The sequence below is a fragment of the Neobacillus sp. FW104-15D2 genome, assembly GCF_058790155.1.
Genome location: NZ_JBYTCJ010000020.1, coordinates 47,508 through 69,184 on the forward strand (window position 1 = coordinate 47,508; position 21,677 = coordinate 69,184).

Annotated in this window: 23 protein-coding genes and 1 riboswitch; of the genes, 19 read left to right on the plus strand and 4 right to left on the minus strand. The window is 38.7% G+C overall.

Features of this window, described 5'->3' with window-relative positions; translation table 11 throughout:
* The first annotated feature begins 139 nt into the window (after window positions 1-139).
* The 6 genes from AC3WR0_RS16105 (at window position 140) to AC3WR0_RS16130 (ending at window position 7,354) form a co-directional block, all read left to right on the plus strand.
* A complete protein-coding gene (locus tag AC3WR0_RS16105; protein ID WP_027323776.1) occupies window positions 140-856 on the plus strand; it encodes a response regulator transcription factor in 717 nt (238 codons plus the stop codon).
* Window positions 853-2,616 carry an ATP-binding protein gene (locus AC3WR0_RS16110; RefSeq protein ID WP_492553262.1) on the plus strand — a complete coding sequence of 588 codons (1,764 nt, stop codon included), beginning with the start codon at window positions 853-855 and terminating at the stop codon, window positions 2,614-2,616. The genes AC3WR0_RS16105 and AC3WR0_RS16110 overlap by 4 nt, the downstream gene beginning before the upstream one ends.
* 772 nt (window positions 2,617-3,388) lie before the next feature.
* Entirely contained in the window at window positions 3,389-3,940 is a 552-nt protein-coding gene (gene sigX, locus AC3WR0_RS16115; RefSeq protein WP_492553263.1) for an RNA polymerase sigma factor SigX, read from the plus strand.
* Window positions 3,915-5,171 carry an RsiX family anti-sigma factor gene (locus tag AC3WR0_RS16120; RefSeq protein WP_492553264.1) on the plus strand — a complete coding sequence of 419 codons (1,257 nt, stop codon included), beginning with the start codon at window positions 3,915-3,917 and terminating at the stop codon, window positions 5,169-5,171. Before sigX ends, AC3WR0_RS16120 begins: the two co-directional genes overlap by 26 nt.
* A 175-nt stretch (window positions 5,172-5,346) precedes the next feature.
* A complete protein-coding gene (locus AC3WR0_RS16125; RefSeq protein ID WP_492553265.1) occupies window positions 5,347-6,270 on the plus strand; it encodes a peptidoglycan DD-metalloendopeptidase family protein in 924 nt (307 codons plus the stop codon).
* A 217-nt stretch (window positions 6,271-6,487) separates the two neighbouring features.
* Window positions 6,488-6,619: riboswitch (FMN riboswitch) on the plus strand.
* A gap of 165 nt (window positions 6,620-6,784) precedes the next feature.
* Complete coding sequence (locus tag AC3WR0_RS16130) at window positions 6,785-7,354, plus strand: ECF transporter S component (protein WP_492553266.1); 570 nt, start codon at window positions 6,785-6,787, stop codon at window positions 7,352-7,354.
* A 192-nt stretch (window positions 7,355-7,546) separates the two neighbouring features.
* Here the strand turns inward: AC3WR0_RS16130 and AC3WR0_RS16135 are convergent, their stop codons facing one another.
* Window positions 7,547-7,795 carry a ferredoxin gene (locus AC3WR0_RS16135; protein WP_027323783.1) on the minus strand — a complete coding sequence of 83 codons (249 nt, stop codon included), beginning with the start codon at window positions 7,793-7,795 and terminating at the stop codon, window positions 7,547-7,549.
* A 288-nt stretch (window positions 7,796-8,083) separates the two neighbouring features.
* Here AC3WR0_RS16135 and AC3WR0_RS16140 point away from each other — a divergent pair, with 288 nt between their 5' ends.
* The 5 genes from AC3WR0_RS16140 (at window position 8,084) to AC3WR0_RS16160 (ending at window position 12,563) form a co-directional block, all read left to right on the plus strand.
* Window positions 8,084-9,139, plus strand: coding sequence for a YpbB family protein (locus tag AC3WR0_RS16140; protein WP_492553267.1), 1,056 nt, complete (start codon window positions 8,084-8,086; stop codon window positions 9,137-9,139).
* Window positions 9,139-10,653, plus strand: a complete 1,515-nt coding sequence (locus tag AC3WR0_RS16145; RefSeq protein WP_492553268.1) for a RecQ family ATP-dependent DNA helicase — start codon at window positions 9,139-9,141, stop codon at window positions 10,651-10,653. Before AC3WR0_RS16140 ends, AC3WR0_RS16145 begins: the two co-directional genes overlap by 1 nt.
* Window positions 10,650-11,258 (plus strand): CPBP family intramembrane glutamic endopeptidase, encoded by a 609-nt coding sequence (locus AC3WR0_RS16150; protein ID WP_492553269.1) that lies wholly within the window; start codon window positions 10,650-10,652, stop codon window positions 11,256-11,258. Before AC3WR0_RS16145 ends, AC3WR0_RS16150 begins: the two co-directional genes overlap by 4 nt.
* Window positions 11,251-11,973, plus strand: a complete 723-nt coding sequence (locus tag AC3WR0_RS16155; RefSeq protein ID WP_492553270.1) for a LysM peptidoglycan-binding domain-containing protein — start codon at window positions 11,251-11,253, stop codon at window positions 11,971-11,973. The genes AC3WR0_RS16150 and AC3WR0_RS16155 overlap by 8 nt, the downstream gene beginning before the upstream one ends.
* A gap of 131 nt (window positions 11,974-12,104) precedes the next feature.
* Entirely contained in the window at window positions 12,105-12,563 is a 459-nt protein-coding gene (locus AC3WR0_RS16160; RefSeq protein WP_492553271.1) for a YpbF family protein, read from the plus strand.
* A gap of 36 nt (window positions 12,564-12,599) precedes the next feature.
* On the opposite strand, the gene AC3WR0_RS16165 is transcribed toward AC3WR0_RS16160, so the two are convergent.
* From AC3WR0_RS16165 to AC3WR0_RS16175, 3 genes are read right to left on the minus strand one after another with little or no spacing between them, the layout of a single operon-like run.
* Window positions 12,600-13,169: a manganese catalase family protein gene (locus AC3WR0_RS16165; protein ID WP_492553272.1), complete on the minus strand. Its 570-nt coding sequence runs from the start codon at window positions 13,167-13,169 to the stop codon at window positions 12,600-12,602.
* 23 nt (window positions 13,170-13,192) lie between these two features.
* Complete coding sequence (locus AC3WR0_RS16170) at window positions 13,193-13,453, minus strand: spore coat protein CotJB (protein ID WP_492553273.1); 261 nt, start codon at window positions 13,451-13,453, stop codon at window positions 13,193-13,195.
* The gene (locus AC3WR0_RS16175) at window positions 13,450-13,680 is read right to left on the minus strand and encodes a spore coat associated protein CotJA (RefSeq protein WP_027323791.1); all 231 of its coding nucleotides are present in this window, start codon (window positions 13,678-13,680) and stop codon (window positions 13,450-13,452) included. Before AC3WR0_RS16175 ends, AC3WR0_RS16170 begins: the two co-directional genes overlap by 4 nt.
* Before the next feature lie 149 nt (window positions 13,681-13,829).
* On the opposite strand from AC3WR0_RS16175, the gene AC3WR0_RS16180 reads away from it, so the two are divergent.
* The 8 genes from AC3WR0_RS16180 (at window position 13,830) to AC3WR0_RS16215 (ending at window position 21,544) form a co-directional block, all read left to right on the plus strand.
* Window positions 13,830-14,462, plus strand: a complete 633-nt coding sequence (locus AC3WR0_RS16180; protein ID WP_492553274.1) for a CBS domain-containing protein — start codon at window positions 13,830-13,832, stop codon at window positions 14,460-14,462.
* A 52-nt stretch (window positions 14,463-14,514) separates the two neighbouring features.
* On the plus strand, window positions 14,515-14,880 hold the full coding sequence (locus AC3WR0_RS16185; protein ID WP_492553275.1) for a hypothetical protein: 366 nt from the start codon (window positions 14,515-14,517) through the stop codon (window positions 14,878-14,880).
* 28 nt (window positions 14,881-14,908) lie between these two features.
* On the plus strand, window positions 14,909-15,679 hold the full coding sequence (locus tag AC3WR0_RS16190) for a metallophosphoesterase (RefSeq protein WP_492553276.1): 771 nt from the start codon (window positions 14,909-14,911) through the stop codon (window positions 15,677-15,679).
* A 492-nt stretch (window positions 15,680-16,171) separates the two neighbouring features.
* Complete coding sequence (locus AC3WR0_RS16195) at window positions 16,172-17,077, plus strand: MerR family transcriptional regulator (protein ID WP_492553277.1); 906 nt, start codon at window positions 16,172-16,174, stop codon at window positions 17,075-17,077.
* A gap of 68 nt (window positions 17,078-17,145) precedes the next feature.
* A complete protein-coding gene (locus AC3WR0_RS16200) occupies window positions 17,146-17,724 on the plus strand; it encodes a genetic competence negative regulator (RefSeq protein ID WP_492553278.1) in 579 nt (192 codons plus the stop codon).
* Window positions 17,725-17,977: 253 nt separating this feature from the next.
* On the plus strand, window positions 17,978-19,255 hold the full coding sequence (locus tag AC3WR0_RS16205) for a Glu/Leu/Phe/Val family dehydrogenase (protein WP_492553279.1): 1,278 nt from the start codon (window positions 17,978-17,980) through the stop codon (window positions 19,253-19,255).
* 271 nt (window positions 19,256-19,526) lie between these two features.
* Entirely contained in the window at window positions 19,527-20,498 is a 972-nt protein-coding gene (locus tag AC3WR0_RS16210) for a YpdA family putative bacillithiol disulfide reductase (RefSeq protein WP_492553280.1), read from the plus strand.
* An 89-nt stretch (window positions 20,499-20,587) separates the two neighbouring features.
* Window positions 20,588-21,544, plus strand: a complete 957-nt coding sequence (locus AC3WR0_RS16215; protein ID WP_492553281.1) for an asparaginase — start codon at window positions 20,588-20,590, stop codon at window positions 21,542-21,544.
* Window positions 21,545-21,677 lie beyond the last annotated feature (133 nt).

Here is a 21,677-nt window from a genome sequence, read left to right on the forward strand (position 1 = left end):
TTTTAAAAGTCAATACCCTACTCGTGAATAAAATGTATCAAAATTGTGAATCTTACTATAATTAGTAAGGTTTATCACATGAAAAGCATGGTAAATTGAAAGGGCTTTTTGTAAAATATCTGCATGGGGGGATTTATTAATGGAAAAAGACGCTAAGATTTTAGTAGTTGACGATGAGGAAAGAATTCGCCGCTTATTGAAGATGTATCTTGAACGCGAAGAATTTTTAATAGATGAAGCAGAAGATGGAAACGAGGCATTGGCAAAAGCATTGGCTAATGACTATGATGTTATTCTTCTGGATTTGATGATGCCTGGTAAAGATGGAATCGAGGTTTGCCGTGAGTTAAGGGAGAAAAAAGCAACTCCAGTTATTATGCTTACAGCAAAAGGCGAAGAAGTGAACCGGGTTCAGGGCTTTGAAGTAGGTACCGATGATTATATTGTTAAGCCATTTAGTCCTCGGGAGGTTGTACTGCGTGTAAAAGCGCTGCTGCGCAGAAGCTCTCAAACAAGCTACTTGCAAACTGATACAACTACAAAAGATGTAATTGTCTTCCCACACCTTACAATTGACAATGATGCCCACAGAGTAACAGCTGATGGGAAAGAGGTCAGCCTGACACCTAAAGAATATGAACTCCTTTATTTCCTTGCAAAGGCACCGGATAAAGTATTCGATCGTGAACAGCTCCTTAAAGAAGTCTGGCACTATGAATTCTTTGGTGATTTGCGTACCGTAGACACCCATGTTAAGCGCCTTAGGGAAAAGCTGAACAAGGTTTCCGAGGAAGCTGCCAGAATGATCGTGACTGTCTGGGGTGTCGGTTATAAATTTGAGGTTGTTAATGAATGATTTTTTGGCGTAGCGTTGTAGGTAAACTTTGGTTTACCATTCTTCTGCTCGTTTCGTTTGTCCTTTTTATTCTTACTGTTATGCTGCTTGAGTATTTTCAAAATCATAATGTTGATGAAACGAAAAAGGACCTGGCCAGAACTGCAGTGAAAATAGCCAACGTTCTGGAGCAGCATCAAAATGATCCGATAGGTCTGGAGATTTCATGGGAAATTATCGATGATTCCACAAAAGTGGTTATTATAAAAAATCCTAATGAAATCTATTATTCTCCGAACACAGAAAAATCGAAAAAACTAACTCTTGCAGATATTAAAAAGGACCAGGAACTTGCGAAGGTTTTTAATGGCAGAAAGTCGGTTGAAAAAGTAACAACACTTTCTTCCGGCAGCACTGCCAGTTATTCAATCATAGGTGTACCGCTTCATTTGGAAAGCGGGAAAACAGGTGCAGTCTTTATTTATCAATCTCTTGATGTCATAAAGGAAACAACGAATTCCACAACCAAATTTATCCTTTTGGTGGCTGGCGTGGCGATTATTTTAACGACGATCTTTGCTTTTTTTCTTTCAACAAGAATTACAGCACCATTAAGAAAGATGAGGGAAGCAGCTTTTGAGGTGGCCAGAGGGAAATTTGATACGAAGGTTCCTATTTTGAGCCATGACGAAATTGGAGAACTGGCAACTGCTTTTAATCAAATGGGCCGGCAATTAAAATTTAATATGAATGCGCTAAGCCAGGAAAAAGAACAGCTGGCAAGTATTTTAAGCAGCATGGCTGATGGGGTTATAACGTTTAATCGTGATGGAACCATCTTAATTACAAATCCGCCTGCTGATCGTTTTCTTCAGCACTGGTATTATGAAAAAGGAAACAACAGCTTAAATAATGAAGAGGTTCCCTCTAGGGTAATGGAGTTGTTTCAGCAGGCTGTAGATACTGAAAAAGAGCAGCTTGGAGAAATCTCCATTCAGGGACGCTATTGGGTAGTTATTGTCAGCCCTCTATACAGCAATAAATTCATCCGCGGTGCGGTTGCTGTTATTAGAGATATGACTGAAGAGCGTCAGCTTGATAAATTACGAAAAGATTTTATTGCCAATGTTTCACATGAACTCCGTACACCCATCTCGATGCTTCAGGGTTATAGTGAAGCTATTATAGATGATATTGCCGAAACTGGGGAAGAGAAGAAGGAAATGGCCAGAGTCATCTATGACGAATCCCTGAGAATGGGCCGTCTGGTTAATGAACTTCTAGATCTCGCCCGAATGGAAGCAGGACGTATACAGCTGACATATGACGAAATAAATGTTTCTTCCTATATCAGCCGGATTATCCGGAAGTTTCAGGGATTAGCTAAAGAAAATGAAGTTAATCTTGGAGCTGTTTTTATTCCTGAAGATCTCCAGTTTTCTTTTGACCCTGACCGTATTGAGCAGGTACTGACCAACCTTATTGACAACGCAATGAGGCATACTCCAAAAGATGGCGAAGTAAAAGTACTGGTTCATACAGAAGAAAAAGGCATTAACTTTGAAGTAAAAGATTCGGGCTCTGGAATTCCTTTTGAGGATTTACCGTTTGTTTTTGAAAGGTTTTACAAAGCGGACAAAGCAAGGACTCGGGGAAGGGCAGGAACTGGTCTGGGCCTTGCCATTGCAAAAAATATCATTGAGGCTCATCGTGGCCATATTTCAGTCCAAAGTAAAGAGGGGCAGGGAACGACATTTTCCTTCTTTCTTCCCCGAAAATAGGAAAAAAAACACTGTTCTTGCCGACTGATCTTGATTCACGGGAAACATTTATAAGGAAAAGACAGCAGCCTTAAGGAAGAAAAAGGTGCACTTCGCACCAATTAAAGAGTTAATCAAAAAACCCGCATCCTATAAGCGGGTTTTTTGATTTATTAACTAAGTAACAAAAAGGCTTTGAAAGACTGACCCTATAAAAATATATTTAATCTCAACTGACAACCCTTTGTGAGTATTCACGGTCCAGCTTACCAATGCCCCCCAATATTACACTTTTAGAATGAAACGTAACCATTTTACTTCTTTTCCTATGAAAGAACGTTTAATTCAACTAAACCTCTTTGTCTCCGAATTGACATAGCTTACTTTTGCTGGTTTCAATCCCAATAACCTCTTCCATTTCTTAAGTGTAAGTGAATCTCAGCCAATTTCCCGTACATCTTTTGGTGTTTGCTTACTCTTCGTAATGCCTATTTTTCGCTTTTCAGCAGTTTGGCATCTGCCTATTAAGAATGTGGAAATAGCACTTAAAAGCAATGGCTCTCCTGTCATACTCCTTATACCACTTTCTACATCTTGGTTAGTTTCCCTCTTCTATGAGAAAGTCCTTTTTATGGAGATTTCCAGATAGTAATGATTTGATGAAATATTTTATAGGATCTTTGGCTTGTTTGGCAAAATATACCTTTAAATTATATGTGAAACAGATTATATTTAAAGATGTAACTTTTTAGATAGAAAAGACGACTATTAAATTGAACGGGGAGGAAAACCAATGGACTCCGTTTTTGAAAAGCTATATGAGAAATATCATCAGGACGTTTTCCAATTTCTTTTTTACCTTGTAAAAAATAGAGAACAAGCAGAAGACCTAGTTCAAGAGGTTTATATAAGGGTATTAAAGTCATATGGGAAGTTTGAGGGGAAAAGCAGTGCAAAGACATGGCTGTTTTCAATAGCAAGAAATGTGGCGATTGATTCTTTTCGAAAGCAAAAAGGATGGAAACAAAAATTACTTGAGAAATTTGACTGGGATACCCAGCAGGTTAAAGATGAGTATCCAATTCCAGAGCAAATTGCAATCCAAAAGGATGAAATCCGCTGGATGTATGAGGCAATGGATGCTTGTACAGTAGATCAGCGTACAGTAGTTATCCTGAGGTATTTGCAAGAGCTTTCTATTGTGGAAACAGCTGAAGCTCTGGGCTGGACCGAAAGTAAGGTAAAGACCACCCAGCACAGAGCACTAAATGTTTTAAAGAAACAAATGGAACTATTGCTGGAAAGGGAGGGGGATAAAAGTGAGAAAGTCAGAGTGGAGCGATAAACAGCTAGAAGACCTCCTCAGGCAAATGCCTAAAATAAAAGATAATCGCCAACCCCACGAGATTTATCAAAGCCTTTCCGTAAAAAAAGAAAAACATAATAGAAGAACTAGAACATGGATCATGCCGGGATTTGCAGCAGCGGCGGCAGCCATTTTAATAGTAATTCTTTCACCAGGGTTATTTCAGTTTGGAGGCAGTTCCGATAAAAAGGAAATGGCAGATATGTCTTCAGCAGGAAGCATGAAGACCGCTAATAGCGGCAGCAGGGCGGCCACGCCTCCGAAAACAGAGCCTAAAAAGGATTTTAATAATGAAGTTGCTTCAAAAGATGCAGCAGGTTCAGAAGGTCGCCTTGAAAAGAAGGATACAGGGAAAAAAGTATCAGCATTAAATGCACCGTCTGAGGTTACTGCGCTATATGATGATAAAGCTGGTGAAGGTAAGGTGTTAACCTATTGGATTCCTGATAAACAGGCAATGAGTCTTGTTCCTGTCACAACTGTTGTACCTCCAGGTACAGGCAAAAATTGGGTCGATCTGATAAACGAAAATATGCCTGCTCTTGATGAAGATGAGTGGGGATTAACTGATTATTATCCTTTAAAAGCAAAATTGTCATTTAATGAAAAGGAAAATACCTTAAATGTGGATGTTCCTGCAAATCATCCGTATGCGGAAGGATCAGAAAATGAAACCTCCTTTGTAAATGTCCTTTTGCGCCTAGCAGAGTCAAATAGTAACGTGAAGAAAATTAAATATACAACGGATGGTCAGCCGAATTCAGGCATTACGCTTGGGAACTACGGAGACAAGCAAGAGGATGAAATAGTACAAGGAAAAAACAGGGCGTTCATGAAACATGAATCTGAAGGAAAAGGGACTATTTTCCTTGTTCCTACTGTAGCTTCCTATAAGTCAATAAGGGAAGCAATCCTGGCAATGGAAAAGGATTTACCAACTTCCAACTTGAAAGCATCCTTGCCTGCCAAATTAATTTCTGAAAAGGTTTCAATTCAGGATAAAACTCTATTGGTAAAATTGGTTCCAGGAGCGACAATGTCAGATGAGCCCTCTGTTATACAGTCATATGAAGCACTTTTATTAACTGCCAAAGACTTTGGACTCGAAAAGGTTAAAATACTCAATCCTTCTATCGATAAATTGGGACCTTTTGATTTAAATGTTGAAAATAAAGTTCCAGTTGGCCCGAATTATAGGCCGCTTCACTAAAGGATCGGATCAGTCTTCGTGACCGATCTTTTTTTTTATATTTTTAGAATAAATTTAATAAAAACCTCCAAAATATAACAGTGTCCTTTTTAAGCACCCGCATGACTTCTGGTTCTATTCATAAAAACGATGACATATGGTGAGTACAGAGGATTGCAATATAAGGAGGAAAAGAATGAGGGAATACATAGTACGGTTTTTGATTGCGGGAATTATGATGCTCCTTGTCAGTCTGTTGTTTCTAGGAGGCAGGCACCCTCAGGCAAGCATGCTTGATGATACTAATACCAGCCTCGAATGGAAATGGCCCGCTGACGGGGTCATTACTGATAAATTTGGGACAAGGCATGGCGAACATAAAGGGATTGATATAGCCGGAAACATTGGTACTAAAATATATTCAGTAGACGATGGAGTCGTGGAGAAGTCATATTTATCGGATACATATGGAAATGTTATTTTTGTAAAGCATCCCAGCAATTTTGTGACTGTATATGCTCATCTGAGCAAACGTCTCGTAATGGAAGGACAACAGTTAAAGCGGGGAGCCCTGATTGGGCTTATGGGGACTACAGGTGAATCCACAGGTGTCCATTTGCACTTTGAAGTACATGAAACCGAATGGACATTTGATAAAAAACATGCTTTAAATCCTGAAATGGTTCTTGGGTTAGCTCAAGTAGGCGAAACAGTTCATGCAGGCAGCATTAAGAATTCCGAAGGTGCTATGGAGGCACTATCCAGATATGAAGAAAAAGAAGTGGAACAAAAGGCAAACGGGGATCAGAAAGGTATTCAGGTAATCTCATATACCGTTTTACATGGTGATACACTTTGGACAATTGCCGAAAATAACCATTCTGATGCTGAATTGATCAAAAAAATAAATAACATGACTGGAGACAAAATTCTTCCGGGGCAGGTGCTGAAGATTCAGCAAGAATCAGGCAAGCAATATATTGTGAGAAAGGGTGACACCCTTATTTCCATTTCCAAAGAAACACACCTGGGGATTGAAAAACTAAAGGAACTGAATAGGCTCTCCTCAGATGTTATTTTTCCTAATCAGGTTCTCGATTTAGGTTCATTCCAAAAATAATTTGGTTAAAAAATTGTATTTTTTGCCAACGGATGCAGGCTGGAGAAAAATCCAGCCTCTTTTCGCTAATCAGAATTTATATCCATAAATTCTGAACGCATAAGTAAAACTAGGGCATCCGCTAAAAGGACTTGGCGGATGCCAAGTTTTTCTAAAATGTTTTTTCTTCACACAATTTCTTACATTTAGTATAATGAGTTCGTATAACATAATATAGGTCTATCTTCGGGGCTGGGTGAAATTCCCGACCGGCGGTGATGAGATAATATTCTCTAAGCCCGCGAGCCTTTTGGCAGGATTTGGTGAGATTCCAAAGCCGACAGTAAAGTCTGGATGGGAGAAGATGGAGGTTCCGCAAACGTTCAAAAAAGCAGGTTTTGAACGTTTATTAAGCGTGAGTGCCTTTTATTCTCCCTCAAGTCATAAACTTGGGGGATTTTATTTTTAAAAGGCAACATTGCTTATTGCTGAACCTTTCTTCTGAAGTGGATGGATCACAAAGGAGAGAGGAAAAATGAAAAAACTAAGTGTTAAAGCAACTGTATCAATTGGAATGTTAAGCGGTTTAGCGTATATCCTAATGCTTTTAAATTTTCCGCTGCCGCCATTTCCTAATTTTTTAATGATTGATTTTAGCGACATTCCTGCATTGATCGCAGCTTTAATTTTTGGCCCGCTTGCGGGTGTTTTGGTGGAGTTATTCAAAAACATTCTAAATTACTTCGCGACAGGAAGTGCAACTGGTGTACCAGTTGGGCATATTGCTAACTTTGTAGCAGGAGTACTGTTTGTATTGCCAGTATACTTTTTGTATATAAAACTGAAATCTAAAAAAGGAATGACTATTTCATTGGTAATTGGTACCATTATCATGGCAATAATGATGAGTGTTCTTAATTACTTTGTTATATTGCCTGCATACACGTTTTTCCTTCATTCACCAGCGATGTCAACCGATGCAACTTATAAAATGGTGACAACAGCCATATTGCCTTTTAATTTGGCAAAAGGAATTATCATGTCATTCATCTTTTTGCTGCTTTTCTTTAAAATGCAGCCTTGGATTGCTAAACAGAGTGCTTAATTATATAAAGTGGCAGTTAACTTTTATTGTTGAGTGTCACGCATTCCATTAAAGAGCAACATTTTTGCAAGGTCGAATAATAGATAATGAATCTAAGCGGCAGGAGATTCCTGCCGCTTTGTGTATTTGTGAACAATAAGAGCCCTCCAACTGGATTGGAGGGCAGCTTTAAGTATATTTTAAAAATTGGAATTATTCGAACTTAGTAGGGTTGCCGTCAAATGGCTGTTCAGCAACTTTAATAGAGTCTGTTGGGCAGCCTTCGAAAGCATCCATCATGTCGTCCTCTAATACATCCGGAATTTCAACGATACCTTCGTTGTCATCAAGAGTTACATATGCAATGCCTTCATCATCATAATCATAGATGTCTGGAGCCGCTGCTCCACAGGCACCACATGCGATGCAAGTTTCTTTGTCAACAATTGTATACTTTGCCATGTAAAAAACCTCCCAGTAAATTAAGCAGATATTCAAACCCTATTTCCATGGTTTCATGGAAACGTATTCCTCACTTTCTATTGTAAAACTGAATGTCTAACTTTTCAATAGTAAATGTAATGAGAATGCTTATCACGCAAGGGTTTCACCTTCATATTTCTTCATTTTTCAACAATAAACAACAGCAGTTCATTATGTTTCATGTTAAAATAGAGGGAAAGAAAAAGCACGTAAAAACACTTTCACAGGCATGTGATTAATCTTCAGAAGATTAAGGGGGGTGGAAATATGGCTTATTTTGATTTGATCATTCTATACTGTTTAAAGCAGTTAAACGGGGAACGGACAATCTATTCAGTCTATCACCTTTTAAAAGGAAAAAAGTCAGCTCAAACCATACAGGATGCCCACCTTTTCTCCCTAACCAAATTTTTTGGTGTCTTTATGACTTTAACAAGAAGTTCATTAGAAGAGGCAGTCCACTCCATGTTTCAACAAGGTTATATTCTGCAATCAGAATTAGAGCCTCAGCATTATACACTGACTGAAAAAGGAAATGCCTTTCTTGAATTGCTGCTTAAGAAACGGCCCATGCCTATCTATCTAGAGGGTTTAAAATACCAACCTTTAACACAACTGGTGTGGGAGAGAATATCCTTACTTGTCCAGGTTGTCTCCAATCTTGTGTATCAGGAAAACAAATACATTCCTATACAGAAGGGAAAAGAAACCCATCAATGGCTTAAACATGTTTTAAGAAAGCATAGTATGGACAGAGCCGAAATTGGAAAAAAGCTCTTTATTGAACTTACTTCCTGTCTTGAAAAAGGAGAAGGCCTGAATCCATTAGTACTTAGCTTAAGACTTACCGGCCACCAGATTATTGGCCTAACCTCCATGCAGGCTGCGGATGAATTAAAAATGGAAAGAACGGACTATCATATAGAGTTTTTAAACCTGCTTCATTTTTTAATACAGGACCTGGAGAAAAATCCTGAAGGTTATTCCATCCTTACAGATCTCTTAATGGAAACGGATCCTTCTCTTGCTCTGACATTGTCTTCACGTAAAACTTTTGAGCTTTTGCAAAGGGGAATCCCTCTTGAAAAAATACCATCAATTAGAAGGCTGAAAAAAAGTACTATTGAAGACCATATTGTTGAAATCGCGTTAAATGTAAAGGATTTTTCGATTCATTCTTTTGTAAAGAAGGAAGTCCAGGGTGAAATAATGGATGCTGCGAAATCATCTCCTACGCGGCAGCTTAAAACGATTAGGGAATGTGTTCCGCAGGCCAATTACTTTGAAATTCGGCTTGTCCTTGCGAAATTAGGTGAACAGTAATGGAATTAGAGAAATTATTATATCAATACTTTGGCTATTCAAATTTTAAACCTGGCCAGAAAGAAGTTATTACCTCTATATTGGAGAAAAAACATACTCTTGCCATGCTTCCTACCGGAACTGGAAAGTCACTTTGCTATCAGTTTCCAGGATATCTGCTTGAGGGAGCAGTTTTGATCATTTCTCCGCTGCTTTCATTAATGCAGGACCAGGTTGACCAAATGATGAAAATGGGAGAAAAACGAGTTATTGCTCTTAATTCCTTTTTATCTCAGGAAGAAAAAAGAGATGCCATGAATCATTTGGATCGGTATAAGTTTATCTTTATCTCCCCTGAAATGGTTAATTCAGATTGGGTTGTTAACAGACTGCAGGATATAACGGTTTCACTATTTGCTGTAGATGAAGCCCACTGTATTTCTCAGTGGGGCTATGATTTTAGGCCGGATTATTTAAAGCTCGGGGAGCTTAGACAAAAATTAGGAAACCCGCTTACTCTTGCCTTAACGGCAACTGCTACAGAAAAGGTACGTGAAGATATTCTTAACTCCCTCGGACTGATTAATGCAAATCGAGTAATTACAACGGTCGATCGCCCTAATATTGCATTAGTTGTGGAAAAGTGGAACCGCTATAATGAAAAATTTGATAGGCTTTTTCAATTGGCCCAAGAGCTCCAGCCTCCAGGAATTATTTATTTCTCCAGTAAGAAGGTTGCCGACCAAACGGCATCCTTTTTAAGGGGAAAAGGTGTTGGAAGAGTTATGGCCTATCATGGCGGTATGGAACAGGAACAGCGTATTTTAGTTCAGCAGCAATTTTTGAATGGGCAGCTTGATATTATCTGTGCGACAAGTGCTTTTGGCATGGGTGTAAATAAGGATAATGTAAGGTATGTTGTTCATTTTCATATGCCGCTTCAGCTGGAATCCTATCTACAGGAGGTAGGAAGAGCAGGCAGGGATAAAGATCCCAGTGTGGCCATCCTTTTATATGTACCGGGAGATGAACAGCTTCCTTTCCAGCTTGCGGAGGGCGAATTACCTTCAGTCACCCAGCTGGATTGGTTTTTTTCTTGCTTAATATCAAACCCCGACTTCTTGAAGGAAAATGGCAGAATTGCATCGGAATTAAGAAGGATGGGAGGCTTTACAGAGGTACAATGGCGTTTAGTAGAAGACTTCCTTTTTGTACATTTAATTGAAGGTATCCCCCTGGAATTAATTTTAGATAAAATGAAGAGATTTGTTGAAGAACGGCTGGCTTCAAAACATACCAATATCTTCAAAATGAAAAATTGGATTGACTCTGCTGAATGCCGGAGGCTGAACATCCTTCATTATTTTAATGAAAATGGTGACACTCAAATCACTCCATCCCAATGCTGTGATATTTGCGGTGTAAATTTGCAAAACTATGAATCCCGGGTACCGCAAGCGGGGGAAAAAGAGGAGTATCTTATGTGGAAAGGCTATTTGAAGAAATTATTGATTAATGAGAGTGCTCCAGAATGAAAAATAGGCAAAAGGAACTGGTTTCTCAATTGAGTGACAAAGAACTCTTATTTCACCTTTACCTTACTCAAATAGTACTATTAACGATAACAATTGTTTTAGGTATTATTATGTATGATGACTTTTCTTTTTTGAAAAATATGAACTGGCAAGACACAAAAATTCTTTGGGTCGGCGCTGGATGTGGAATTGCTGTTGTTTTACTGGATACCTTACTAATGAGGCTCTTGCCCGAATCACTGTATGATGATGGCGGTCTTAATGAAAGGATATTCCGCAATAGGAATGTCTTTCATACAGCCTTAATTGCAGCAGTAGTGGCCATAAGTGAGGAACTTCTATTTAGAGGAGTTATCCAAACTAAAACAGGTCTTATAATTGCAAGTTTTATCTTTGCTCTTATTCATTACCGGTATTTATTCAATTGGTTTTTATTTATAAATATTGTAACTTTGAGCTTTTTTATTGGTTTTATTTACGTATGGACCGGCAATCTGGCCGTAACCATTGTAATGCATTTTACAATCGATTTTCTGCTCGGACTGCAGATAAAATTTAAGAATTACTCCCGTAATACAGAACAGGAAGGGTTGCAAAATGAGTAAAGAAGATCCTTATCGTGACCAGGCTGAGCGCCTAAGGCAAAGAATAGAAAAAATAAAGGTAACACCGGCAGTAAAAGAAACGCTTCCTCCCAGAGGGGAGCTCCACCGCAGCAAGAAGAAGAAAACGAAATTGAAGCTAAAATATCCGGTAATTAGATTGCTTGTCCTGTTTTTTATACTTCTTCCGGTAACGATTTTTAGTGCTTATTCCTATATAAACGGAAAAGACTTTTCTGTTCATCGTAAAGTATCCGGTGGAGATGGTGGGTATGATACGGTAAGCATTGTAAACCATAAGCCAGAAAAGAGCAGCAGCAATAAAGCAAACACTGCTGAAAGCCAAAAGGCAGATGAATCAGAGTTGGATGCTGCTGATAACAATAAAGTAGTGACTATTCCTAATTCACCTCCTGATTTATCCGGTACCAAAGATACGGATAAAAACAGTACTCCTGCAGAGGAGCCCGGTAAAAAACAGCCAGTTCAGCAAATTGCTGCCGTACCACCAGCCGAGAAAAAACAGGAGACAACGCAAACGCCACAACCGACTGGAAAAATAGTCTATCATACGGTTCAGCCTAAAGAGACCATTTTCCGGATTGCCATGAAATACTATAATTCACAAGCAGGTATCAATATTATTAAAGAGGCTAACCATATTCAAAATAATGAAATCGAAACCGGCCAAGTTCTTAAAATTCCATTAAACAATTAAAGCTGACTTACTTAGGTCAGCTTTTTCAATTGATAATTTATTTATTCGTTTTATTTTTAGTTCGATTTCCATTCCATGAATAATTTATAGGACAAGTTCATACATATGTAGGAGGAATGGAGGGGGTTAAGATGAGATCTTCAATTCTTCAGCTGGATAACAGAACAGATATGGCGACAAAACAGATGCTGGAAAATGTTGTGAAAAGAAAAGACAAATTTGAACGCTTTAAATTTCGCCATCTTATTTCGGTTTGGGTAACCATAGGAATGGCTACTTTTTATTTTGGTTATTTATATTATACGGTGGGAGTTAACTACTCTTATTCTTTTGCTGCAATGTTTTCGGCTTTTGTAAATGATTCGAATAACTTATTTTTCCTTACAATATGTGTTGGATTGTATGGTTTAATGAATCTATTAAGGGAAAAACGGGAAAAGTTTGAGAAAGAATATCATGCCTTAAGATGTGAGATTGTTGAGCGAAGCAAAGATTTATGGAAAAAAGAGGATGAATGGGCGAACCGGCATCTGGTGTTTGATATGATGAAAAAAGAATATGATATTAATCTTTTCCATGAGAATAAATAAAAAGCAGCTGCGGCTGCTTTTTATTATTGAAATATATTAGTAAATCACTTTGCGATCTCTATCATCTTTGAGAATCTCAACAGCCTCTCTAAATCTTTGTGAGTGGACAATTTCCCTTTCTCTAAGAAAACGTAGCCCGTCATTTAGATCAGGATCGTCACTCATGTTAATAATCCATTGGTAAGTTGCTCTGGCTTTTTCCTCTGCCGCAATATCTTCATACAAATCGGCAATCGGGTCACCTTTGGCTTGAATATATGTGGCTGTCCACGGAACTCCGGCTGCATTATGATAAAAAAGCGCTTTGTCATGGTCTGCATAATGGCCGTCAAGCCCTGCTGCTTTCATTTGGTCTGGGGTAGCATCTTTTGTTAATTTATAAACCATGGTTGCGATCATTTCTAGATGAGCAAATTCCTCGGTACCTATATCATTGAGAAGACCAATGACCTTACCTGGAATAGTGTATCTTTGGTTTAAGTACCTTAAAGCAGCTGCCAATTCCCCGTCGGCTCCGCCATATTGTTCAATTAAAAACTTGGCCAGCATTGGGTTGCAGCTGCTGACTCTTACTGGATATTGAAGTTTCTTTTCGTAAACCCACATATAGTTTTATCCCTCCCTGTTTCCTACACTTCCCATGGCCATGGAGAATCAGACCAGTTCCATGGATAGGCAGAGTAACTGTTGCCATATTGCAAAAGCGGGCCAAATTGGCTTTCAAACAACTTTTTAAGACGTTTTCTCTCTTTTGCAAATTGATTGAACTGCTGAATGCTCTGCTGGTCTCCTGGATGTGTATCCAAATACAGGGTTAGCTCGACTAAAACAAAATCAACAGCTTGCAGCTGTTCCATTAATTGATAATATTCTGCAGGAACCTGAGTCACGACTGACCGCCTCCTTTAGCCAGTTCGTGGGGACTGAAGTAGGGATCAAAAAATGGTTTCCATAGTGTTCCTGCCCTTAAGGCCTCTGCAGGAGTAAATTGTTCAAGATTTAATGGCTGAAATCCCATATACAAATGAGGTGGGGTTGAATAAGTTTTAGTTTGAATTGGGGGACAAGGATCAAAAGGGCTTATATAAGGATTGTATGCTTTGTGATGTGGATTCATTGATGGACCTCCTTTTTGTCAATATCGTTTCATTTTATGAGATATAACTTTTTTTATAACTGAAATTTATGAAACCGAAAAGGGATTTTTAAAGATACGTTGAAATATACATATGAAGTTATGATTTTCAAAATTCTGAGGTGATGGATATGTTCGTAAAAAGCATTATGATTCCGAAGTTTAACTGTGTAACGATCCAACAGGGTGAAAATTTAAAGTCAGCCCTGGAAAAACTTGAAGAGCATCAAATAGACGGAATTCCGGTTCTTGATGGAGATCTTTATCTCGGAGTCGTGACTCGCTACCGAATATACTTGAACTTCTTTCAATCAGGAATGGAACGCGAAGAATTTCTTGAAAAAACATTAGTAAAGAACATTGCCACCAATCAGGATAAATACCTCGAAGGCAATGAACTATTTGAAACCACTCTTATGGAGTTGAAAAGTTTCCCGCTATTAGCAGTTGTTGATGCGCAAAGAAAATTTTTGGGAGTGGTAACCAGATTTGACGTTATGGCGCAGTTTGAGAGTGCATTTGGCGTTAATCGTCCAGGGATAAGAATTGCTTTTACCTCTGTTGAAACAGAAGGACGAATTGCAAGGCTCGCTGAAATTGCCCATCAGTTCCATGAACATATCATTTCACTAGTAACTTTTGATGAAACTGATAAACTTGTTCGCAGGATTGTCTTAAAGGTGGAGAAAAAGGAAAATGTAGAAAAATTTGTGAAGAAACTCGAAGAGCATGGTTTTCGCATTTTGGACATTCACGAAGACTAATCTTATGAAATAAAAATCATCCCTCTCATACACTTTTATGGGAGGGATTTTTATGTTGAGAATCTTAGTTAGAATTTTAGCGGGTATGCTGTTGGGTTATCTTTATATAAAATGGGTCCCCATACAAAATCCCTTTATAGCAGCAGATTTCTTTATGGGCTTGGTCGTGGATCCAGTAAGATTTTTTACAGCTGCCCTAGCCTTTACTGCTGGATTTGTCATTTATGGGAGCATAATTAAGGAAGCAATCGGTAGAGCCGGCTTAGTCATTAGGCGGCTGTCATCATTTAAAACTGGGGACCTTATATTTCTGTGTATTATTTTTAGCTTGACCTTTCTCTATTATATTGGGCCGGTTCAGGCCTTGGTCTTTTTCTGTTTTATTGCGATTTATGTTATGATTTCCCTATATTTTTAGAAAAAAATATATAAGGGGATAATTTTGTATGATTATATTAACGGCTCTTTTAATAGTCGCAATAGGAATGGCGGGACTTTTGCTATATATGCTTAAAGAAGCTTTCTCCAATAATGTCGAGGTTCATAATTTGGCATTTTCAAAATTCCCGAAAACTCTCGGTGGAATTTCGATTTTTTTTATATCTGATATTCATAGGCGGACAATTTCAGATAAAGTGCTTTCAAAAGTAGGGAAGGCAGATATCGTGATAATTGGTGGAGACCTCACTGAAAAGGGCGTGCCTTTTGATAGAGTAAATAACAATATTCGAAAACTAAGGGAGGCTGGACCTGTCTATTTTGTTTGGGGAAATAACGATTACGAAGTAGATTATCATCTGCTGGATGCCAGCCTTTTGGAGAACAATGTTAAAATTTTGGATAATACCGCAGTGACTTTTGAATCGAATGAAGGGGAGAAGTTGTCCCTGCTTGGAATTGATGATATCGCCAAGAAGAGGGACCGGCTGGACCTAGCCCTAAGTGATGCAGATCCAGACAGCTTCAAAATCCTTGTCAGCCATAATCCTCAGATAATAGGGAGATTAGTGCCAGAGCATAACATAAGTTTAATATTAAGCGGACATACTCATGGAGGCCAAATCCATATACTAGGCTACAGCCCTTACAAAAGAGGCGGAATAAAAAAGGTCGGAAATAGCACAATTCTGATCAGCAATGGCTATGGAACCACTTCTTTGCCCTTAAGACTTGGTGCACCTGCTCAATGCCACCTCATTACTATTACAGGGAAATAAACCGATCTGCATACTGCACATCAAAGTCTTACGTACAACAAACAAGTTCGATATAATATGAATATAAATTTTCAAGCATTCAACGAGTTTTCTTAACTTATAGAAAAGTGTTTTCTAAAAAAAGGTCGGCTTAGTGCAGTAAGCTAACCGGGTTTTATGTTCATAAATTCTGACCGAATAAGAGCGAGTCCTGATTTGCCATCACCTTAAGGCTCGGCTATCGCTGCATTTTCTTTAGATTATCAGTATTTATATCCATAAGTTCTGAACGCACAGATCGTCAGCTTTGCTTCACACAAAGGAAAAGCGCTCGCAATTTCCCAGGAAGTCCTTAGTCAGGCGAAAGGTACAGGACAAGGAAGATTCTTCAGCTTAATCATCGCACGAAGGAAAAGCGCAGCTTTTTCGAGGACATGGCTACCTTAGCCTTTCTTCAAAAGGCCATACGTCGCTGAACGGGCGCTTGCGCTTTTCTAATACGGAGGAGAACAAATGGCAAGTGAGGAAGGAAAATATAATATAAAGGCAGTTTCCGTTAAACTGGGAATACAGCCAGGCACTCTTCGTGCATGGGAAAGACGGTATCAAATGATAGCGCCAATCCGCAACGAGGCAGGCCATAGGTTATATACCGAAAAACATCTAGAAATCTTAAAATGGCTTGTAGATAAGGTTAATCAGGGATTCGCGATTAGCCAGGCTGTTGCATTATTAGAGAAAAATCAAATGAAAACTGAATTGACCAAGCCAATAGAAAACGAATTTTCATCCCGTTTTGATGAATTGCTTGATGCTCTTATCCATTTTGATGAAATGAGAGCCCAAGATATTATTAATCAATATTTATCACTTTTTACTACTGATAAAGTTGTCATAGAGATTCTTGGAAGCATTCTTGTTAAATTGGGTGATTTATGGGAAGAGGGAAAAATAAATAGTGCGCATGAACATTATGCATCAGCAATCATACGATCCAGAATTGGCATGATTTTGCACAGTTTTCCTCTAAATTCAATGCTTCCAAAAGTGGTTGCTGTTTGCACTCCAGGGGAATGGCATGAAATGGGTTTATTGATTTTTACGCTCTTTCTGAGGCGAAGAGGATTTGATGTTATTTATCTTGGCCCCTCAGTGGCTGAAAATGATATTGAGGCTGTTTTAGAGGCAGCAAATCCTAAATTTTTATTCATGTCCTGTACTTTAAGAGAAAACATTAAAGCAGCTGCCCAATTGGCAGAACATCTCTCATCCAAATATCCCTTCTTGACTATTGGGCTGGGCGGAAGTGCAATTGATTCGCTTAAACAGCCACAAAGAAACGTAGTTGAGCCTTTTCTTGTCGGCCGGACAAGTGAAGAGTGGGAAGAATGGCTGGTGGAAAAAATAGGTGAAGTGTAGACAATTCACCATCGACCTGCATTGACATAGACTAAAACAAGAGTAATGTCATGGCAGGAGGCAAAATCATGCGTTTGGAGCGCTTAACAGCCAATAAAATAAAAATTTCATTATCCTCTGATGATTTGTTTGAGAGGGGACTGTCCAAAGAAGATATATGGAAAGATTCGATTAAATGGCACCAGCTTTTTCATGATATGCTCGAAGAGGCAAGCGAAGAGTTTGATGTAGATTTTGAAGGTTCTGTCGGTGTTGAAATTTTTTCGCTTCAGGCACAGGGAATGGTCATGATCATTACCGTTGATGACGCCTCTGATGAAGAAATCCTATATGATGGTTTTATTGAAATGCAGGTAAGGCTGGAAGGCTGTGACGATCTCCTTTTCATCTTTCAAGCATTTGAGGATGTAATTGGCCTGTGCAAAAGCCTGGATATTGCAGGAATCAGCGGCGGCAATTTGTATTCAATTAATAATAAGTATTTTTATCATCTTCAGAAAAAAGAGGATGAAGATCTGGAAAAAGCAGCTGCCATATTAGCGGAATATGGAGATGCTTCCATTGTAAGTCCTCATTGGCTGGAGGAATACGGAAAACTAATAGTTAAAAACACTGCGGTAGAAACTATTCTTCAGTATTTTAAGTAGCACTGTCTATTAAAATATTGAAAAGGGGTCTGCCGCCTCTTTATGCATTCTTATATACATTAATGCATGGTTAACGAAACCCTTTTTGTGGTAATAAGTATACGGATTTTTCCGGTCTGATAGCGTTTACATTTTGTTGCCCGATATCGTGTTTTTGCCTGTTTTTGTTCTTGCATAAATCACTTAAAGGTGTATACTATGTCATGAAAGCGGACAACATTCGTAAAAGTGAAGATCTTTAGGAGGTTTACAAATGGTAGCCGAGAAAGGTAATGAACATGCTAGCCATGAAGAAAAACATGATGTATTGAAATCAACTCAAACTGTTATCCATAAAGCTTTGGATAAATTGGGTTATCCAGAAGAAGTTTATGAATTATTAAAAGAGCCACTAAGGCTATTGACTGTTAAAATTCCTGTCAGAATGGATGACGGATCTATAAAAATATTTACTGGCTACCGAGCCCAGCATAACGATGCTGTAGGACCAACAAAAGGTGGAATCCGTTTCCACCCGAATGTTACAGAAAGAGAAGTAAAAGCACTTTCTATTTGGATGAGCTTAAAGTGTGGTATTGTTGACCTTCCCTATGGCGGAGGAAAGGGCGGAATTGTTTGTGACCCACGTAATATGTCATTTCGCGAGCTCGAAAGACTTAGCCGGGGATATGTACGTGCCATAAGCCAAATTGTTGGACCCACTAAGGATATTCCCGCACCGGATGTGTTTACCAACTCTCAAATTATGGCTTGGATGATGGATGAATACAGCAGAATAGACGAATTCAATTCTCCTGGCTTTATTACTGGAAAACCTCTTGTTTTGGGTGGTTCTCATGGTCGTGAATCAGCTACAGCAAAAGGCGTTACCATTTGTATCCGTGAAGCAGCAAAGAAAAAAGGAATGGAATTAGAAGGGGCAAGAGTTGTTGTCCAGGGCTTTGGTAATGCAGGAAGCTATCTAGCAAAATTTATGCATGATGCTGGAGCTAAAGTTGTGGGTATTTCTGATGCCTATGGTGCTTTATATGATCCGAATGGTCTGGATATTGACTATTTACTTGATCGTCGTGACAGCTTTGGAACTGTAACAAAGTTGTTCAATAACACAATTACCAACAAAGAGCTATTGGAGCTTGACTGCGATATTCTCGTTCCTGCTGCTATTGAAAATCAAATCACCGAGGAAAACGCACATAACATTCGAGCAAGTATCGTTGTTGAAGCAGCGAATGGTCCTACTACTCTCGAAGCTACTGAAATATTAACAGATCGTGGAATCCTTCTTGTACCTGATGTTTTAGCTTCTGCCGGAGGAGTAACTGTTTCTTATTTTGAATGGGTACAGAACAACCAGGGCTACTACTGGACTGAAGAAGAAGTAGAAGAAAAGTTGGAAAAGGTTATGGTAAAATCCTTCAAGAGCATTTACGATACAGCCCAGACAAGAAGAGTGGATATGAGACTTGCTGCCTATATGGTGGGTGTCCGAAAAATGGCCGAAGCCAGCCGGTTCAGAGGGTGGATCTAAAAGAATCAAAGCTTACTATGAACATATATTAAGCTTTTTACAGACACCTTCGTTGCATAAGCCATTAACATTGAAACATCTTTGAAAATCTCCTATCATTAGACGGTAGGGGATTTTTACATTGGCTCAGCAAAAAAAAATAAGTAAGCAGTGCCCTAGAGGGAAAACTAACATCCAAGTTTAACAAAGCCAAAAAAATAAAAAGTTAAAGTTATAAGAGCCTTACATTTAAAAATTATTAATAATGAATAGTATGGAGTGTGACCAAAAAATGCAACAGGAAGATGTTATTATAATTGGTGGCGGTCCATGCGGGATGGCTGCTGCAATTTCTTTAAAAGAAGCAGGGAAAAATCCGCTTATCATAGAAAAGGGAAATATCGTAAATGCAATCTACCACTATCCCACACATCAAACATTTTTTAGTACCAGTGAAAAGTTGGAGATTGGTGATGTCCCTTTTGTTACTGAAACATATAAACCAAAACGTAATCAGGCACTGGTTTACTATCGGGAAGTAGCTAAACGGAAAAGCTTACGTGTTAATGCTTTTGAAAAGGTCCTGTCTGTTGAAAAGGAAGAAAATCATTTTAAAATTGAAACGGACAAGACAACCTATTATTCAGCTTATGTCGTTATTGCAACTGGCTATTATGATCATCCAAATTTCATGGGGATTCCTGGTGAAAGCCTATCAAAGGTTTCCCACTATTTTAAAGAAGCCCATCCATACTTTGATAAAGATGTTTGCGTAATTGGCGGAAAGAACTCCAGTATTGATGCTGCAATTGAACTTGATAAAGCCGGTGCAAGAGTAACTGTGCTATATCGGGGAAGCGAATATTCCTCTAGCATAAAACCGTGGATATTGCCCGAGTTTATTTCTCTGGTTAATAGTGGAAATGTAGTAATGGAGTTTGAATCCCATGTTGAAGAGATTTTGGAGAATAAAGTAATATATACAAAGCAGGGCGAAACAAAAGAAATCAAAAATGATTTTGTATTTGCCATGACTGGTTATCATCCTGATCACACTTTCCTGAAGGCAATGGGTGTAGGCATTGATGGGGAAACTGGAAGGCCTGTTCATAACCCGGAAACGATGGAAACGAATGTGAAGGGGATTTTTATTGCAGGGGTTATAGCAGCAGGTAACAATGCAAATGAAATCTTTATTGAAAATGGAAGATTTCACGGAGGGCAAATAGCAATTGCTATAAAAGCCAGCGAGGATGCTATATAGGATTGGAAATTCTTTTTACCGTTGCACCTTAAATAGATTTGATATAATAATGCTGTCTTAGATGCAGATTAAAAAGCCGGAGGAAAATGATGAAGAAGGTAGTTATATTAACAACTGGCGGAACCATTGCGAGCAGGCCGAATAAAGATTCCGGAAAGCTGGCATCGGGTGCCTTAACAGGGGAAGAATTAGTCTCTCTTTGTCAGTTGCCCGAAGATATTGAGGTAATCGTAGAATCTGCCCTTCAAAAAGCAAGTATTCACATTACATTTGATGACCTAGTAGTATTGAAAAATAAAATTGAAGGTTATTTTCAAGATGAAACTGTTTCAGGAGTAGTGGTAACACATGGAACCGATACTTTGGAAGAAACGGCATATTTTCTTGATTTAACAATAAAAGATGATAGACCAGTTGTTGTAACAGGATCGCAAAGGTCTCCAGAAGAGCTGGGAAGCGATGTATTTATCAATCTTCGCCATGCCATCTATTCAGCCTGTTCTGAGGATTTAAGCGGTGCTGGTACAGTTGTAGTATTTAATGAACGGATCTTTGCAGCGCGTTATGTAAAAAAAGAACATGCCTCCAATATCCAGGGATTTAACGCTTTCGGATTTGGCTATCTGGGTATTATCGACAATGATCAAGTACAGATATTTCAAAAGCCCTTAAAAAGGGAGCATTTTGAAGTGAAAACTCCGTTTCCAGTTGTTGATATTATAAAATGTTACATTAATGCGGACGGCAAATTTATCAAAGCGGCCAGGGAAAGCGGTGCAAAAGGAATTGTTCTTGAAGGTGTAGGCCGCGGACAGGTTGCCCCGGAGATGATGGATGAGATTGAGCATGCCATCAAAGAAGGGATTAAAATAGTGATCACCACAAGTGCAGAGGAAGGCGCTGTTTATCCTACCTATGATTACAAAGGCAGTGCGTATGATTTATATAACAAAGGCGCCATTCTGGGAAGCGACAATGACTCGAAAAAAGCCAGAATAAAACTTGCTGTTGTATTGGCAAGCGGTCTGGATAAAATTGCTTTTTAAAGACAACTTCAGGGTCAATGGTTGAAACTTTCGATATTAATTACTAACTTTTCATGATAAGATTTAAGAAAAGCAAAATGTGCTTTTATAAAGCAGGAGTGCGAAGGACTAGAAGGTTATACCTTCTTTTCTA